The sequence below is a fragment of the Microvirga sp. jy35 genome (assembly GCF_056148915.1).
Genome location: NZ_JBWBEW010000001.1, coordinates 133,062 through 149,839, shown reverse-complemented (window position 1 = coordinate 149,839; position 16,778 = coordinate 133,062). Strand labels below are relative to the sequence as shown.

11 protein-coding genes are annotated in these 16,778 nt (G+C 65.4%); 8 read left to right on the top strand and 3 right to left on the bottom strand.

Annotated features, from left to right (window positions below; genetic code table 11):
• The first annotated feature begins 47 nt into the window (after nt 1-47).
• From AC0QTX_RS00690 to metH, 8 genes are all read left to right on the top strand, one after another.
• On the top strand, nt 48-1,391 hold the full coding sequence (locus AC0QTX_RS00690; RefSeq protein WP_474601889.1) for an erythromycin esterase family protein: 1,344 nt from the start codon (nt 48-50) through the stop codon (nt 1,389-1,391).
• Nucleotides 1,392-2,298: 907 nt separating this feature from the next.
• Nucleotides 2,299-3,951, top strand: a complete 1,653-nt coding sequence (gene ettA, locus AC0QTX_RS00685) for an energy-dependent translational throttle protein EttA (protein ID WP_474601888.1) — start codon at nt 2,299-2,301, stop codon at nt 3,949-3,951.
• Nucleotides 3,952-3,997: 46 nt separating this feature from the next.
• Nucleotides 3,998-4,684 carry an SDR family oxidoreductase gene (locus AC0QTX_RS00680; RefSeq protein WP_474601887.1) on the top strand — a complete coding sequence of 229 codons (687 nt, stop codon included), beginning with the start codon at nt 3,998-4,000 and terminating at the stop codon, nt 4,682-4,684.
• A 78-nt stretch (nt 4,685-4,762) separates the two neighbouring features.
• Nucleotides 4,763-6,241 (top strand): AMP nucleosidase, encoded by a 1,479-nt coding sequence (locus AC0QTX_RS00675; protein WP_474601886.1) that lies wholly within the window; start codon nt 4,763-4,765, stop codon nt 6,239-6,241.
• A gap of 11 nt (nt 6,242-6,252) precedes the next feature.
• A complete protein-coding gene (locus AC0QTX_RS00670; protein ID WP_474601885.1) occupies nt 6,253-7,134 on the top strand; it encodes a DMT family transporter in 882 nt (293 codons plus the stop codon).
• 67 nt (nt 7,135-7,201) lie between these two features.
• Nucleotides 7,202-8,215, top strand: a complete 1,014-nt coding sequence (locus tag AC0QTX_RS00665; RefSeq protein ID WP_474601884.1) for an ArsR/SmtB family transcription factor — start codon at nt 7,202-7,204, stop codon at nt 8,213-8,215.
• A complete protein-coding gene (gene metF, locus AC0QTX_RS00660; RefSeq protein WP_474601883.1) occupies nt 8,215-9,120 on the top strand; it encodes a methylenetetrahydrofolate reductase [NAD(P)H] in 906 nt (301 codons plus the stop codon). The genes AC0QTX_RS00665 and metF overlap by 1 nt, the downstream gene beginning before the upstream one ends.
• A 104-nt stretch (nt 9,121-9,224) precedes the next feature.
• The gene (gene metH / locus AC0QTX_RS00655; RefSeq protein ID WP_474601882.1) at nt 9,225-12,980 is read left to right on the top strand and encodes a methionine synthase; all 3,756 of its coding nucleotides are present in this window, start codon (nt 9,225-9,227) and stop codon (nt 12,978-12,980) included.
• Between the two features lie 271 nt (nt 12,981-13,251).
• On the opposite strand, the gene AC0QTX_RS00650 is transcribed toward metH, so the two are convergent.
• The 3 genes from AC0QTX_RS00650 to AC0QTX_RS00640 are packed head-to-tail and all read right to left on the bottom strand — an operon-like array spanning nt 13,252 to nt 16,732.
• Nucleotides 13,252-14,484 carry an ABC transporter permease gene (locus tag AC0QTX_RS00650; protein ID WP_474601881.1) on the bottom strand — a complete coding sequence of 411 codons (1,233 nt, stop codon included), beginning with the start codon at nt 14,482-14,484 and terminating at the stop codon, nt 13,252-13,254.
• Nucleotides 14,481-15,203 (bottom strand): ABC transporter ATP-binding protein, encoded by a 723-nt coding sequence (locus tag AC0QTX_RS00645; RefSeq protein WP_474601880.1) that lies wholly within the window; start codon nt 15,201-15,203, stop codon nt 14,481-14,483. The genes AC0QTX_RS00650 and AC0QTX_RS00645 overlap by 4 nt, the downstream gene beginning before the upstream one ends.
• Nucleotides 15,204-15,214: 11 nt before the next feature.
• Nucleotides 15,215-16,732: an efflux RND transporter periplasmic adaptor subunit gene (locus AC0QTX_RS00640; protein ID WP_474601879.1), complete on the bottom strand. Its 1,518-nt coding sequence runs from the start codon at nt 16,730-16,732 to the stop codon at nt 15,215-15,217.
• Nucleotides 16,733-16,778 lie beyond the last annotated feature (46 nt).

Below are 16,778 nucleotides of genomic sequence, written 5' to 3'. Positions count from 1 at the left end.
TTCGGCGAGAGCCGGGCATCGCCGCCCGGACGGCGGGAGGCGGCATCATGGCCCGGTTGTCCTGGAAGCAGAACGAGAACGACGCATCCATCAAGGAGGCGGTCGATCTCGTGCGTGAGCATGGCGAGCCTCTGCCGCCGATTGCGGATGAGGAGGCCTTCGGCACCATGTTCGACCGCTTTGCCGACGCCAAGGTTGTCCTTCTCGGCGAGGCAAGCCATGGGACCTCGGAGTTCTATCGCGCTCGTGCCGCCATCACGAAGCGTCTGATTGAGCAGCACGGCTTCACCATCGTGGCAGTGGAGGCCGACTGGCCCGATGCGGCGCGCATCGATGCCTATGTGCGCCATCGCCCGGTTCCCGACGGCGACGATGCAGCCTTCGAGCGCTTTCCCACCTGGATGTGGCGCAACGAGGAGGTGGCCGATTTCGTCAACTGGATGCGCGCGCACAACAGGGATCGTGCGGAGGATGAACGCGCCGAGTTCCGCGGGCTTGATGTCTACAGTCTGAACGGATCCATCCGCTCCGTTCTCGACTATCTCGACAAGGTCGATCCGGAAGCCGCCAAGGAGGCGAGGGGGCGCTACGGCTGCCTCAGCCCCTGGCAGTCGGATCCGGCCCGCTACGGCCGCGCCGTTCTCACCGGGCAGAAGAAGCCCTGCGACGAGGCCCTGCTGCGCCAGCTCCAGACGATCCTCGACAAGCGCCTGGAGTATCTGCAGGCCGATGGCGGCGAGGCATTCTTCGACGCGGTCCAGAACGCCAAGATCGTCCATGCGGCCGAGCACTATTACCGGATCATGTACGAGGGCGCGACCGAGTCCTGGAACCTGCGCGACAGGCACATGTTCGAGACGCTCCAGAGCCTGCTCGCCCGGCGCGACAATGCCAAGGCCGTAGTCTGGGCGCACAACTCCCACATCGGCAATGCCGCCGCAACCGCCATGGGCTGGCAGGGTGAGTTCAACATCGGCGAGCTCTGCCGCAAGACCTATCGCGACGAGGCCATTCTGATCGGGCTCGGTACGGATCGCGGCACCGTGGCGGCGGCGGACGATTGGGATGAGCCCATGCAGGTGAAGAGCGTCCGCCCCGCGCGGCCCGACAGCCATGAGCGGATCTTCCGCGACGCAGGCCTCGGCTGCTTCCTCACCGACTGGCGCGAGAACGGCCAGGCCGACCTCACCCAGGTTCTCTCCAGGCCCCGCCTGGAGCGGGCCATCGGCGTGGTCTACCGGCCGGAGACGGAGCTCTACAGCCATTACTTCGAGGCCGTCCTGGCCGAGCAGTTCGATGCCTTCGTCTGGTTCGAGGAGACCAAGGCCGTGACGCCGCTGACCCACGCCCGCGGGAAGGGCATGCCGGAGACCTACCCGTTCGGGCTTTGATGCGGATAGCCTTCTCCCGCAGAGGGGAGAGGGTACTGGCGCCAGTCTCGTCCTTCGATGACAATCCCCTTCTCGTCATAGCCGGGCTTGTCCCGGCCATCCCGCTGCGGTGATGCTCGACGGGTCGGGATCACCGGCACGAGGCCGGTAATGACGAGCGGGTGTCATCCCCGGCGGCCGCAGGCTGGGAAGGGATCCACTCATAGACGCGCCGCTATGGATCCCCTTTCCTTTCGCTGCGCTCCGGCCGGGAATGATACGCTCACTGTCATTCCGGGGCGCCAAAGGCGAGCCCGGAATCCATAAACGCTAACGGTGCAGAAAGAGGCGCAACGCTGACTTCTCTTTCCTGAGATGTCGCGGTTATGGATTCCGGGGCCGCACAGCGGAGCCCGGAATGACAGTAGCCGGCAGGATTTATGTTCTTGCTTTGTTCTTGACAGCTCTCTTAAGCTCGGCTATATCGTTGTGCAGACCTGTTCCTGTCGAGGGGCGCACTCGCGAGGCGTCGCAGTGTGGGAGCAGGCACGGTCCTGTGGTGCAGCCTCGCAAGCGGCACCGACAGGAGGCCCAGGCTTTCGTGCCGGTGGTCGGAATCGGCTCCAGGCCCCCGTCGAGCAGACGGACCCCGCCTGGAGCGGTCACCGGGCTGGCATCGCCTGAACGCCTAAACAAGCCGTGCGCGAAGAGGCATCTCGGCTCTTCCCTTCACCACACATCATCGAGCCGGGCTGCCCATCGCGCCACCCTCGATCTCACCACAGGCCCGCAGCCCACAGGCTGCGGGCCACAAGGTGCTGGCTTTTTGGAACTCTGCTGGCGACACTCCCCCGCCTTGCCCCCGCCGCCCGCCCCTGCTAACTGACGGCCAACTCCATTCACATCTCGACCAAGCAGGGCTTTTCCCGTGTCCCGTCAATTCATCTACCATATGCGTGGCCTCACCAAGACCTATTCGGGCGGCAAGAAGGTCCTGGACAACATCCATCTGTCCTTCTATCCGGACGCCAAGATCGGTGTGCTCGGCGTCAACGGCGCCGGCAAGTCGACCCTGCTGCGGATCATGGCCGGGACCGATACGGACTGGAACGGCGAGGGCTGGGTGGCCGAGGGCGCCCGCGTGGGCTACCTGCCGCAGGAGCCCCAGCTCGATCCGTCGAAGAACGTCCGCGAGAACGTCATGGAGGGCGTGGCCGCCAAGAAGGCGATCCTCGACCGCTACAACGAGCTCGCCATGAACTACTCGGAGGAGACGGCGGACGAGATGACCCGCCTCCAGGACGAGATCGAGGCCAAGGGCCTGTGGGATCTCGACTCCCAGGTCGACCAGGCCATGGACGCCCTGCGCTGCCCGCCGGACGACTGGTCCGTGGACAAGCTCTCGGGCGGCGAGCGCCGCCGCGTGGCCCTGTGCAAGCTGCTCCTGGAGCAGCCCGAGCTGCTGCTGCTCGACGAGCCCACCAACCACCTGGACGCCGAGACCACCGGTTGGCTGGAAGGCCACCTGCGCAGCTATCCGGGCGCGATCCTGATCGTCACCCACGACCGCTACTTCCTCGACAACGTCACCGGCTGGATCCTCGAGCTCGACCGCGGCCGGGGCATTCCTTACGAGGGCAATTACTCGTCCTGGCTCACGCAGAAGCAGAAGCGCCTCGAGCAGGAGGGCCGCGAGGACGAGGCGCACAAGCGCACCATCGAGCGCGAGCGCGAGTGGGTGTCGGCCTCGCAGAAGGCCCGCCAGGCCAAGTCGAAGGCGCGTATCCAGCGCTACGAGGAACTCGTGGCCAAGGCCAACGAGAAGGGCCCGACGACCGCTCAGATCGTCATCCCGATCGCGGAGCGCCTCGGCAACAACGTCATCGAGTTCGACAATCTCAAGAAAGCCTTCGGCGACAAGCTCCTCATCGACGGCCTGTCGTTCAAGCTGCCGCCGGGCGGCATCGTCGGCATCATCGGCCCGAACGGCGCCGGCAAGACCACGCTCTTCCGCATGATCACCGGCCAGGAGCAGCCGGACGAGGGCACCATCAAGATCGGCGAGAGCGTCAAGCTCGGCTACGTCGACCAGAGCCGCGACTCGCTCGATGCCAACAAGACCCTCTACGAGGAAATCTCCGGCGGCAACGAGATCCTCTATCTCGGCAAGCGCGAGATCAACGCCCGCGCCTATTGCGGCGCGTTCAACTTCAAGGGCTCCGACCAGCAGAAGAAGGTGGGCGTGCTCTCGGGCGGCGAGCGCAACCGCGTGCATCTGGCCAAGATCCTGAAATCGGGCTCGAACGTGCTGCTCCTCGACGAGCCCACCAACGACCTCGACGTGGACACCCTGCGCGCGCTGGAAGAAGCGCTGGAGGATTACGCGGGCTGCGCCGTGATCATCTCGCACGATCGCTGGTTCCTCGACCGCATCGCCACCCACATCCTGGCCTTCGAGGGCGAGAGCCACGTGGAATGGTTCGAAGGCAACTTCGCCGATTACGAGGAGGACAAGAAGCGCCGCCTCGGCACGGATTCCACGATCCCGCACCGGATCAAGTACAAGAAGTTCTCGCGATAAGCAGTCAAACGCCCCTCTTGGAGGGGCGTTTTGTTTAGGGGCATGCATGAAGACTTATGTGATCACCGGCGTCGGTCGGGGCATCGGCTGCGAACTTGCCAGGCAGCTTCTTCTTCGTGGCGACAGGGTCATCGGAACTGTGCGCGACAGCGCGTCCATTCCAGAGGAGTTTCACGATGCGCAGACCCAAGGTCTATTTAAAACATTGGTTTTCGACGTTCGGGATCAGGCCTCGATTGAAGCAGCTGTCCGACAGCTTGACGAACCCGTGGACGTTCTCGTCAGCAACGCGGGCGTGATTGGCCCGAAGCAGCAATCCACCCTTGCCATGGATTTCAAGGGCTTTCTCGATACTCTCGACATCAACACCCTCGGACCGTTGCGGGTAGTACAGGCATTTCTCCCGCTCCTGCAGAGGGCAGAAAGCGCGAAGATCGTAACGATCTCCAGCCGAATGGGCTCACTCTCCTACGCGAAGTCCGACCGCATTGCCTATCGCGCTTCGAAGGCTGCCGTGAACAAGGTGATGCAGGGCCTTGCCATGGATCTGCGGGAGGAAAGAATTGTTGTGGTGTCCGTGCATCCGGGCTGGGTCCGAACGGATATGGGGGGCTCGGGGGCCGACATCGCGGTCCAGGAAAGCGCTGCCGGCCTGTTGAGGCTGATGGACGGGCTCACGCTCGAGGATACCGGAGGCTTTTTCGACTGGACAGGAGCCCAGGTTCCATTCTGATCGATCAAGCAGGTTGGGTTCTTCGACGAAACAGTGTATGACCCTTGAGGCACGAGACAGAAGAAGAGAAGACATTCCGTGCCAGTCGACAACATTTCCAGCTTCGAATCCGTAGCCACGCCTCAGGAAGCCGTCGAGCGGCTCATCGACCTTCACGACAGCGCCATCGAGGCGCAGCGTCATGCGCTGGAGCATTTCTTCGCCACCGGCACGGCCCCCACGCCCCTGGAGCGCTCCCGCTTCCGTTATCCCGAACTGCGCCTGGACTACAGGGCGGCCTCGGTGCCGCCGATCAAGCAGCGCGCCTACGCCAAGTTCCAGGGACCGGGCGTCTATGCCACGACGATCACGCAGCCGACGTTCTACCGGAACTACCTGCTGGAGCAGCTGAACTTCCTCGTGCGCGACTATGGCGCCACCATCGAGGTCGGGGTCAGCGACCAGGAAATCCCCTATCCCTACGTGTTCGAGCGCGGAGACGAACTGGGCCGGGGCGCGCATTCCGCCTCCGAGCTCGCCCAGCACTTCCCGACGCCGCTCCTGGCCAAGGTCGGCGACGAGATTGCCGACGGCACCTGGAACTTCCATGATAACGAGGCGCGGCCGCTGGCGCTGTTCGACGCGGCGCGGGTAGACTATTCGCTGCGCCGACTCGTCCACTACACGGGCAGCGACTGGCGCTGCGTGCAGCCCTGGATCCTGCTCACCAACTATCACCGCTACGTGGACCAGTTCATCCGCTGGGCCGTGAAGGAACTCGCCGACGAAAACGGGCCCTACACGAGACTCGACCTGCCCGGCGGCGTCAGCATCGAGCGGGGGCTGGACGAGGCTGCGGTCGAGGATCTCATCGGTTCGTCCCCGTGGCACCGGTTCCAGATGCCGGCCTATCACCTCATGCGCAAGGACGGGCAGGGAGTGAGCCTGGTCAATATCGGCGTCGGCCCGTCGAACGCGAAGAACATCACGGATCACCTGGCGGTGCTGCGGCCGCATTGCTGGCTCATGGTCGGCCATTGCGGGGGCCTGCGCCAGTCGCAGTCCATCGGCGACTACGTGCTGGCCCACGGCTATCTGCGGCGCGACCACATCCTCGACGGCGCCGTGCCGCCGGAGATCCCGATCCCGGCCCTGGCCGAGATCCAGGTCGCTCTGCAGGAAGCCGCCGTTCAGGTCACCGGAGAGCGCGGCGAGGAGCTGAAGCGGCGCCTGCGCACCGGTACCGTCGTGACCTACGATGACCGGAATTGGGAGCTGCGCTGGAGCCAGGAGCGGCGCCAGATCAACCTGTCCCGCGCCATTGCTGTCGACATGGAGAGCGGCACCATCGCGGCTCAGGGCTATCGTCTGCGCGTGCCCTACGGAACCCTGCTGTGCGTGTCGGACAAGCCGCTCCACGGGGAGATCAAGCTGCCGGGCGCGGCCAATGCCTTCTACGAGCGGGCGGTGAGCGAGCACCTCATGATCGGTCTGGCAGCCCTGGACATCCTGAGGGGACAGCGGACCTCCCTCCACTCGCGCAAGCTCCGCAGCTTCGACGAACCGCCCTTCCGGTAAGCTGGCGCTCGGTGTCCCGCCAAACGCTCGGCCTGCTCCTGGGCTTCATCGGCGTGTGCATTTTCGCCGGCACGCTGCCCTTCACGCATATTGCCGTCGAGCATCTGAGCCCGCTCTTCATCACGGCGGGCCGGGCGGGGCTCGCCGGGCTCCTTGCACTGGCAACGCTTCTTCTGCTTCGAAAGCCCTGGCCGTCTCTGCGGCAGGCCGGGACCCTCCTGCTCGTTGCCCTGTGCCTGGTCGCAGGCTTCCCCGGCTTCACGGCGCTTGCCATGCAGACCGTGCCGGCCTCCCACGGGGGTGTTGTGCTCGGGATCCTGCCGCTCGCCACCTCGGCCATCAGCACCCTGATTGCGGGCGAGCGCCCGAGCCCGGCCTTCTGGCTGGCGTCCCTCGCGGGGGCTGCCCTGGTCATCGGATTCACCCTGCACGAAGGCGGCGGGTCGCTGGGGCAGGGGGATGTCTTCCTCCTTGGGGCGGCCCTGTCGTCTGCCCTGGGCTATGTGCTGTCCGGCAAGCTCGCCCGCGCAGGCTTGGCCGGCTGGGAGGTGATCTCCTGGGTTCTGGTCGTGGCCCTGCCGGTCACAATTCCGCTCGCACTCTGGAGCATGCCGCCGGAGCCGGGCGCGGTTCCCGCCTGGAGCTGGATCAGCTTCGCCTATGTCGCCCTGATGAGCCAGTATCTGGGCTTCTTCGCCTGGAATGCGGGGCTTGCCATCGGCGGCATCGCCCATGTGAGCCAAGTCCAGCTCCTGCAGACCTTCGTGACCCTGCTGATCGCCTCAATGCTGAACCGGGAGGATATTGCGCTGTCTGCATGGTTTGTCGCCGGGGCCGTGTTCGTGCTGGTCGTCCTGTCAGGGCGTGCGAAGGTGCGCCGAGAAAAGTCCTAAAGCCTTGCTTGCTCCTGCTGCAGAAAAGATATAAACATATCTTTATATGTAAGAGCGAGATTTGGCCGTGCCCGACACTCCGTCTCCATCGTTGGACCTGACCCTGGACGTCCTGCGGGCTGCCGCGGAGGAGACGCGCCTGCGGATCCTGGCACTTCTGACGGAAGGCGAACTCTCCGTTTCCGACCTCACCGACATTCTGGGACAATCCCAGCCGCGCATCTCCCGCCACCTGAAGCTTCTGGTCGAAGCCGGTCTTGTGGAGCGTCACCGGGAGGGAGCCTGGGCCTTCTTCCGGCTCACCGACCGGGGCGTGGCTCTGGGCATCATCCGTCCGACCCTCGAGAGCCTCGACAGGTCCGATCCAAGACTGCTGGAGGATCGGACCCGGCTTCAGGCGGTCCGCGCCCAGCGTTCGCAGGCGGCGCAGGCTTTCTTCTCGCGTCTGGCGCCTGAATGGGACCGGATCCGCTCCCTGCACGCGCCGGAAACGGTGGTCGAGGCCGCCGTGCTCGATGCCCTGGGCACGCGCTCGATCCGAAACCTCGTCGATCTCGGCACCGGCACCGGGCGCATGCTGCAGCTTCTGGCGCCCCGCGCCATGCGCACCGTAGGCCTGGATGCCAGCCATGCCATGCTGTCGGTGGCTCGTGCCAATCTGGAAAAGGCGGGCCTGAGGGGCATCGAGCTGCGGCAGGGGGACATCTATGCCCCTCCGTTTCCGCGCGACACCTTCGACCTCGTCGTCATCCATCAGGTCCTGCACTACCTCGACGATCCGGCTCGGGCGATCCGCGAGGCGGCGCGCCTCGTGGCTCCGGGCGGGCGCATCCTCGTGGTGGATTTTGCGCCCCACAGCCTCGAGTTCCTGCGTGAGGCTCAGGCCCATCGCCGCCTCGGCTTCGCCCCGGCTCAGGTTGCCGGCTGGCTCGACGAGGCGGGGCTCGACTGCACCCTCACCCGGGAGATTGCTCCGCCCAAGAAGGGCGACGAGCATCTGACCGTATCCCTTTGGCTTGGCCAGGATCGCCGCGTGGTGACGGATTGGCCTTTGAGTGAACCCGACAGAGAGGTCGCCTGATGTCACCGCTCACCCTTCGTCCCAGTCGCCAGGCCTCCCGCCCGATCAAGGTCTCGTTCGAGTTCTTTCCGCCGAAGACGCCGGAGATGGAGGCGACCCTGTGGTCGTCGATCCAGCGTCTTGCTCCTCTTGACCCGCAGTTCGTCTCCGTCACCTATGGCGCGGGCGGCTCCACCCGCGAGCGCACCCACGCCACGGTTTCGCGCCTCGTGCAGGAAACGCAACTGAAGCCTGCGGCGCATCTCACCTGCGTGGCAGCCACGAAGGACGAGGTGGACGATGTCGTGCGTTCCTACTGGGATGCAGGCGTGCGCCACATCGTGGCCCTGCGGGGCGATCCGGTGGGCGGCATCGGCACGGCCTACGAGCCCCATCCGGGCGGCTACCGGCAGACCTGCGATCTGGTGGCCGGGATCAAGGCCATCGGCGACTTCGAGGTCTCCGTTTCGGCCTACCCGGAGAGGCATCCCGAAGCGTCATCGCTGGAAGCAGATATCGACGTGCTGCAGGCCAAGGTGGATTGCGGCGCCGACCGCGCCATCACGCAGTTCTTCTTCGATAACGATCACTACTTCCGCTTTCTCGACCGCGTGCGCGCCCGCGGCATCAGCATCCCGATCGTTCCCGGCATCGTGCCGGTGCAGAACTTCAAGCAGACGGCGAGTTTCGCCTCCAAAACCGGCGCGAGCGTTCCCGCCTGGCTGGCAGCCCGCTTCGATGGCCTCGACAACGATGTGGAGACCCGCAAGCTCGTGGCCGCCGCCGTGGCCGCCGAGCAGGTGATCGACCTCGTCGACCGCGGTGTCAGCGAATTCCACTTCTACACCATGAACCGCGCCGATCTGGTCTATGCCATCTGCCATCTTCTCGGACTGCGCGACCAGAGCGTGAAGGCCGCCGCCTGACATGATTGCGGTGCCCGGCAGACCGCCGGGCATTGGCCTGTGCCCATCACAATCACCGTTGGCGGCTGGAGCGAACCGGCCGCGATGCAAAGAGAACAGATCGAATGATTGCGTTCACTCCTCGCCCTGCGAATGGTCCCGACGTGCTCAAGGCGCTCCGGGAAGCCGCTTCGATGCGGATACTCGTGCTCGATGGTGCCATGGGCACGGAGCTGCAGCGTTCGCGCTTCTCGGAAGAGGACTTCCGGGGCGAGCGCTTCAAGAACTGGAAGCAGGACGTCAAGGGCAACAACGACCTGCTCATCCTCACGCAGCCCGATGCAGTGCGCAGCGTGCACCTCGACTACTTCCGCGCCGGCGCGGACATCGTCGAGACCAATACCTTCTCCGGCACCTCCATCGCCCAGGCCGATTACGGCATGGAGGAGATCGTCTACGAGCTGAACTTCGACGGCGCGCGCCTCGCCCGTGAAGCCGCGCTGATCGCCGAGAAGGAGGATGGTCGCCGCCGTTTCGTGGCCGGCGCCGTCGGTCCGACGAACCGCACCCTCTCCATTTCGCCCGACGTGAACAACCCCGGCTACCGCGCCGTCACCTTCGATCAGGTGCGCGAGGCTTACGCCGAGCAGGTGAGGGGGCTCGTCGACGGCGGATCCGAGATCATTCTGATCGAGACCATCTTCGATACGCTGAACGCCAAGGCCGCCATCGTGGCCACGCAGCAGGTCTTCGCTGAGAAAGGCGTGAAGCTGCCCGTGATGATCTCGGGCACGATCACCGATCTCTCCGGCCGCACGCTCTCGGGCCAGACGCCGGAGGCCTTCTGGTATTCCGTGCGCCACGCGGAGCCCTTCTCCATCGGCCTCAACTGCGCGCTTGGCGCGCGCGAGATGCGGGCGCATGTCCAGGAGATCGGCCGGGTCGCCGACACCCTCGTCTGCGCCTATCCGAACGCTGGTCTGCCGAACGAGTTCGGTCTCTATGACGAGCGCCCCGAAGCCACGGCCTCGATGCTGGCGGAGTTCGCCGATGCCGGTCTCGTGAACGTGGTCGGTGGCTGTTGCGGCACGACCCCGGAGCATATCCGCGCGATTGCGGAGGCTGTGGCCGGAAAGGCGCCGCGCAGGGTTCCGACGATGCAGCCGCTCATGCGCCTGTCGGGGCTCGAGCCGTTCACGCTGACCTCAGACATTCCCTTCGTGAACGTGGGCGAGCGCACGAACGTCACCGGCTCCGCCAAGTTCCGCAAGCTCATCACCAACAACGACTATGCTGCCGCCCTCGATGTGGCGCGCGATCAGGTGGCGAACGGCGCGCAGATCATCGACGTCAACATGGACGAGGGCCTGCTCGATTCCGAGAAGGCCATGGTGGAGTTTCTCAACCTCGTGGCCGCCGAGCCCGACATCGCCCGCGTGCCGGTGATGGTGGATTCGTCCAAGTTCCACGTGATCGAGGCGGGTCTCAAGTGCATCCAGGGCAAGGCCATCGTGAACTCGATCTCCATGAAGGAGGGCGAGGCGGCCTTCATCGCGCAGGCGAGAATCTGCCGCGCCTATGGGGCCGCCGTCGTGGTGATGGCTTTCGATGAAGTCGGTCAGGCTGATACTCTGGAGCGCAAGGTCGAGATCTGCACCCGCGCCTACAAGATCCTAACCGAGCAGGTGGGCTTTCCACCCGAAGACATCATCTTCGATCCGAACGTGTTCGCAGTGGCAACCGGCATCGAGGAGCACAACGGCTACGGCGTCGACTTCCTTGAGGCGACACGGATTATCCGCGAGACGCTGCCGCATGCCCATATCTCCGGCGGCGTGTCGAACCTGTCCTTCTCGTTCCGCGGAAACGAGCCCGTTCGCGAGGCCATGCACTCGGTGTTCCTCTTCCACGCCATCAGGCTCGGCATGGATATGGGCATCGTCAATGCCGGCCAGCTCGCGGTCTATGACGAGATCGATCCGGAACTTCGTGAGCTGTGCGAGGACGTGGTGCTCAACCGCCGTCCCGATGCCACGGAGCGCCTGCTGGAAGCGGCTCCGCGCTTCAAGGGCGATGGCTCAGGTGCCGTGAAGGCTGCCGATCTCGAATGGCGTTCGTGGCCGGTCGGGAAGCGCATCGAGCATGCCCTCGTCAACGGCATCACCGAGTTCATCGAGCAGGATACGGAGGAGGCACGCCAAGAGGTCGAGCGTCCGCTGCACGTGATCGAAGGCCCGCTCATGGCCGGCATGAACGTGGTGGGCGATCTCTTCGGCGCCGGAAAGATGTTCCTGCCGCAGGTGGTGAAGTCCGCCCGCGTGATGAAGCAGGCGGTCGCCTATCTCATGCCGTTCATGGAAGCCGAGAAGAAAGCCAGCGGCTCAACTGAGCGCTCGGCCGCCGGCAAGGTGCTGATGGCGACCGTGAAGGGCGATGTGCACGACATCGGAAAGAACATCGTCGGCGTGGTTCTCGCCTGCAACAACTACGAGGTCATCGACCTCGGCGTCATGGTGTCGGCCCAGAGGATCCTGGAGACGGCACGCCGGGAGAACGTAGACGTGATCGGCCTCTCGGGCCTCATCACGCCGTCCCTCGACGAGATGGTGAACGTGGCGAGCGAGATGGAGCGCGAAGGCTTCGAGATTCCGCTGCTCATCGGTGGCGCGACCACGAGCCGCGTGCATACGGCGGTGAAGATCCACCCGAACTACCACAAGGGCCAGGCGGTCTACGTGACGGATGCGAGCCGCGCCGTCGGCGTCGTGTCATCGCTGCTCTCCCCCGACATGAAGGACGGTTATGTGGAGACGCTCCGGGCCGAGTACCGGAAGGTGGCGGATGCGCATGCGCGCTCGGAGGCCGACAAGCAGCGCCTCCCCATCGAGAAGGCGCGCGCCAACCGGCTGGCCTTCGACTGGGCATCGTATCAGCCGCCGAGGCCCACCTTCACCGGCGCCCGCGTGTTCCGCAGCTACGATGTGGGCGAGCTGGTTCCCTATATCGATTGGACGCCGTTCTTCCAGACCTGGGAGCTGAAGGGACGCTTCCCGGCAATCCTCGAGGACGAGAAGCAGGGCGAGGCCGCGCGCCAGCTCTGGGAAGACGCGCAAGGGATGCTCAAGCAGCTCGTCGAGGAGCGCTGGTTCAACCCGAAGGCGATCATCGGCTTCTGGCCGGCCAATGCGGTCGGCGACGACATCCGGCTCTTCACCGGCGAGAGCCGCAAGGACGATCTAGCGACGTTCCACGGCCTGCGCCAGCAGCTCTCCAAGCGCGACGGCAAGCCGAATGTGTGCCTATCCGACTTCGTGGCGCCCGTCGAGAGCGGCAAGCCCGACTGGATCGGCGCCTTCGTGGTGACGTCCGGCATCGAGGAGGTGCGGATCGCGGAGAGGTTCGAGCGTGCCAACGACGATTACCGCTCGATCATGGTGAAAGCGCTGGCCGACCGCATCGCGGAAGCCTTCGCCGAGCGCATGCACGAGCGCGTGCGCAAGGAATTCTGGGCCTACGCGCCGGACGAGAATCTCACGGGTGATGGTCTGATCGGCGAGGAATACCAGGGCATCCGCCCGGCTCCCGGCTATCCGGCGCAGCCCGACCACACGGAGAAGGCGACGCTGTTCAGCCTGCTCGAAGCCGAGCGCCGCATTGGCGTGAAGCTCACGGAATCCTATGCCATGTGGCCGGGTTCGTCCGTGTCGGGCCTCTACCTGTCGCATCCGCAGTCCTACTACTTCGGCGTGGCCAAGGTCGAGCGCGATCAGGTGGAGGATTATGCCGAGCGCAAGGGCATGAGCGTGACGGAGGTCGAGCGCTGGCTCAGCCCCATCCTCAACTACGATCCGGCAAGCTATCGGGTGATGGCGGCGGAGTAATTCTTGGCCGCCATCCCGGGGCTGCGGAGCAGAACCCGGGATCGCTGGATCAGTGTGGTGCTGGAACCTCGACATTGTCATTCCCGCGAAGGCGGGAATCCATAACCGCTGACGGCGCAGGACAGGACAAAGCGGCTTCCCTAGGCAACTCAACAGAGTTCGTGTTTATGGATTCCAGGCTCCGCTGCGTGGCCCCGGAATGACACTGCTGGATTGGTCTTGCGATCCCGGATCTTCATTGCGCTTCGTCCGGGATGACGTATTATGACAACTACTCCCGCCGCAACGCCTCGATCGGATCGAGCTTTGCCCCGCGCTGAGCCGGATAGAACCCGAAGAAGATGCCCACCAGCGCCGAGAAGCCCACGGCCATGAGGATGGCATTCGTCGATACGAGTGAGGGCCAGCCGGCGAGCTGCGCCACGAGATAGGCGGCGCCTACGCCAAGGGCGATGCCGAGCGCTCCGCCGATGGTGGAGAGCGTCGTCGCCTCGATGAGGAACTGGCTGAGGATGTCGCGCGGGCGGGCACCGACGGCGAGCCGCAGGCCGATCTCGCGGGTGCGTTCGGTGACGGAGACCAGCATGATGTTCATGATGCCGATGCCGCCCACGAGCAGTGACACGGCTGCGACGGCCGCGAGCAGCATCGATAACGTATTGGCGGAGGCCGAAGCCGTGTTGGCGATCTCGGTCAGGTTGCGGATCGAGAAATCGTCCTCCTGTTCAGCGGTGATGCGGTGGCGCTGGCGCAGCAGCTCCGACATGCCCTCGATGCCCGGCTCGATGTCGCTCTCATTGGCGAACTTCACGAAGATCGACCCGACGGAGCCGTCCTTGGCATAATTGCGGCCGATCACGCGGCGGCGGCCTGCATCGAGCGGCACGAAGACCACGTCGTCCTGATCCTGGCCGAAGGCCGATTGGCCCTTCGAGGCCATCACGCCGATGACCCGGAAGGGCACGTTGCGCACGCGCACGATCTGATCGACGGGATCGTCTTCGCCGAAGAGGTTGCGCGCCACGGTCTGGCCGAGAAGGATGACGATGTCGCCGCGGCGGACCTCCTCCGGATCGAAGGTGCGGCCGGTGGCGACATCCCATTCGCGGGCTGAGAACCAGTCGCTATCGATGCCGTAGATCCGCGTGCCCCAGTTGCTGCCGCCAGCCACCACCTGCGCGCCGCCCTGCACGAAGGGCGCGGCCGCCACCACGCCGTCGATCTCACGCCGGATCGCCTGCGCGTCCTCGTCGGTCAGCGATGAGGCGGCGCCTGCACCAAGGCGTGCCCCGCCCTGCGTTACGTTGCCGGGCGTGACGATGGCCAGGTTGGCGCCGAGCGAGCGGATCTGCTGGTCGACGAGATTGCGCGCGCCGGAGCCGATGGCCACCATGGCGATCACGGCCGCCACGCCGATCACGATGCCGAGCATGGTGAGCAGGCTGCGCAGCGCATTGGCCATGATGGCAGAGAGCGCGGAGCGGATCGCCTCGATCAGCCTCATTCGGCGGCCTCCGGTGCGAGGTCGCGGGCATCGACGGGCGTTTGGACACGATCTTCGATTACGCGGCCGTCACGAAAGCGGACAAGCCGGCGTGCGTGGCGACCCACCTCCGCATCGTGCGTCACGAGAACGATGGTGGCGCCCTCGCGGTTGAGTTCCTGGAACAGAGCCATGATCTCGTTCGCCGTGCGGCTGTCGAGAGCGCCGGTCGGCTCGTCGGCAAGAAGCAGACTCGGGCTGTTGACGAGAGACCGCGCAATCGCCACGCGCTGCTGCTGCCCGCCGGATAACTGCATCGGGCGGTGATGGGCACGATCCTGAAGCCCGACCCGGCCGAGCGCCTTCAGGGCATGCTCGCGGCGGGTTCTGCGGTCGAAGCCCGCGTAGATCATGGGCAGTTCCACATTGCCCAGGGCATCCACGCGCGGCAGCAGGTTGAACTGCTGGAACACGAAGCCGATCTCGCGATTGCGCAGGCGCGCCAGGCCGTCCGCATCGAGGCTCTCGACGGCGGTGCCCGCCAGCCGGTACTGGCCCCCCGTCGGGCGGTCGAGGCAGCCGATCAGGTTCATGAAGGTGGACTTGCCCGAGCCGGACGGTCCCATCACGGCGACGAAGTCGCCCTGGTCGATGTGGAGGGACACGCCGTCGAGCGCCACGACGCGTCCGGCATCGAGATCGTAGACCCGGCTGAGATCGCGCGTTTCGATGAGAGCCACGGCACGCGTTCCTAGAACATCCGCGGCGGGCGCGGGCGGCGATTGACGCCGCCGTTCGTAGCATCGCCTGCCGCATCAGCGCGTGGCGCACCGATGATGACGGCAGCGCCTTCCTGCAGGTCGCCGCGAAGGATCTCCGTATAGGCTCCATCGGTCACGCCAAGCCGCACGGGGAGGGGCTGCGGATTGCCGTCGGATCCGACACGGTAGATGCGTGCTCTGGTACCCTCGTCCTGAAGGGACTGAGCCTGTTCGCCACGGGGCCGCCGACGCGGTCCTTGGCCATCCGGCGCCGCGCTCCTTCCCTCGCCGTTGCCGGCCTGCTCATCCGGCAGACGAGGCCGCCTTCTTGGCGTCTGCTCATCCGTCGTAGCGTCTCTTGCCTCGGTCGTTGCCATCGTGGTGGCGGGCCGGAAGCGCAGGGCCGCATTCGGGATGCGCAGCACGTCCTCGCGCTCGTCGGTGATGATCTGGAGATTTGCCGTCATGCCGGGCAGCAGCGCCTGGTCCCGGTTGCGCACGCTGATGACCGCCGTATAGGTCACCACGTTCTGCACCGTCTGCGCGGCAAGACGCACCATGCGCACCCTGCCGTCGAAGGTGCGGTTCGGATAGGCGTTGACCGTGAAGGACACTTTCTGCCCTTCCCTGAGGCGACCTACATCCGCCTCGTCGATATTGGCGTAGATGTCGATCTCGCTCAGGTCCTGCGCGATGGTGAACAGGGTGGGCGAGGAGAGCGAGGCGGCCACCGTCTGACCGAGCTCCACTTCGCGCTTCACGACCACGCCGTCGACCGGCGACTTGATCTCGGTGCGGGCAAGATCGATCTCGATGTCCTTGAGCTTGGCCTGCCGCTGCAGAATGATCGCCTCGGCGGATTTCACGCCGGCCTCTGCAAGGGCGAGATCGGCTCCGAGGCCCGCTGCCTCCGCCCGATTGGACGCGATCTGCGCATCGGCCGAGGCGAGATTCGCCGTCTGGATCTCCACCTGGGTGCGGGCCTGCTCGAGCGCCGTCTGGGTTCCGACCGCACGCGCGTTGAGTTCAGTCTGCCGTTCGAGACCGCGCCGGGCTTCCTCCAGCTGGGCCTGCGTGCGTTCACGCTGCGCCCGAAGGTCCGCGGCCTGCGCGTCGGCGCGCTGGAGCGCGGAGCGGGCCTTGTCGATCTGGGCGCGCTTGGTGTCGAGATCGGCTTTCGCCTGGGCGAGGTCCGCCAGCGCGGCCTCCCGGCGCGACTTGATCTGCTCCGCATAGAGGCGGGCCACCACCTGGCCCTCCTTTACGGGCGTGTTGTAGTCGGCCATGATCTCGACCACCTGGCCTGAAAGCTGCGAGCCGACGAGAACCGTCGTGACGGGGTTGAGGGTACCGGTCGCCCGCACGCTCGCGGTGATCGGGCCGCGATCCACCGTCCCGAGGCGATAGGACTGGTCTGAGGCGTTGCTGCCCGTGGGCTTCCACAGCACGAAGCCTGCGCCTCCCGTCACCAGAAGAATGCCGATCAACCACAACCAGACGCGTCGCAACGAAAAACCCTCTGCAGGACATGGGGTGTCATCAGGGGCGATTGTG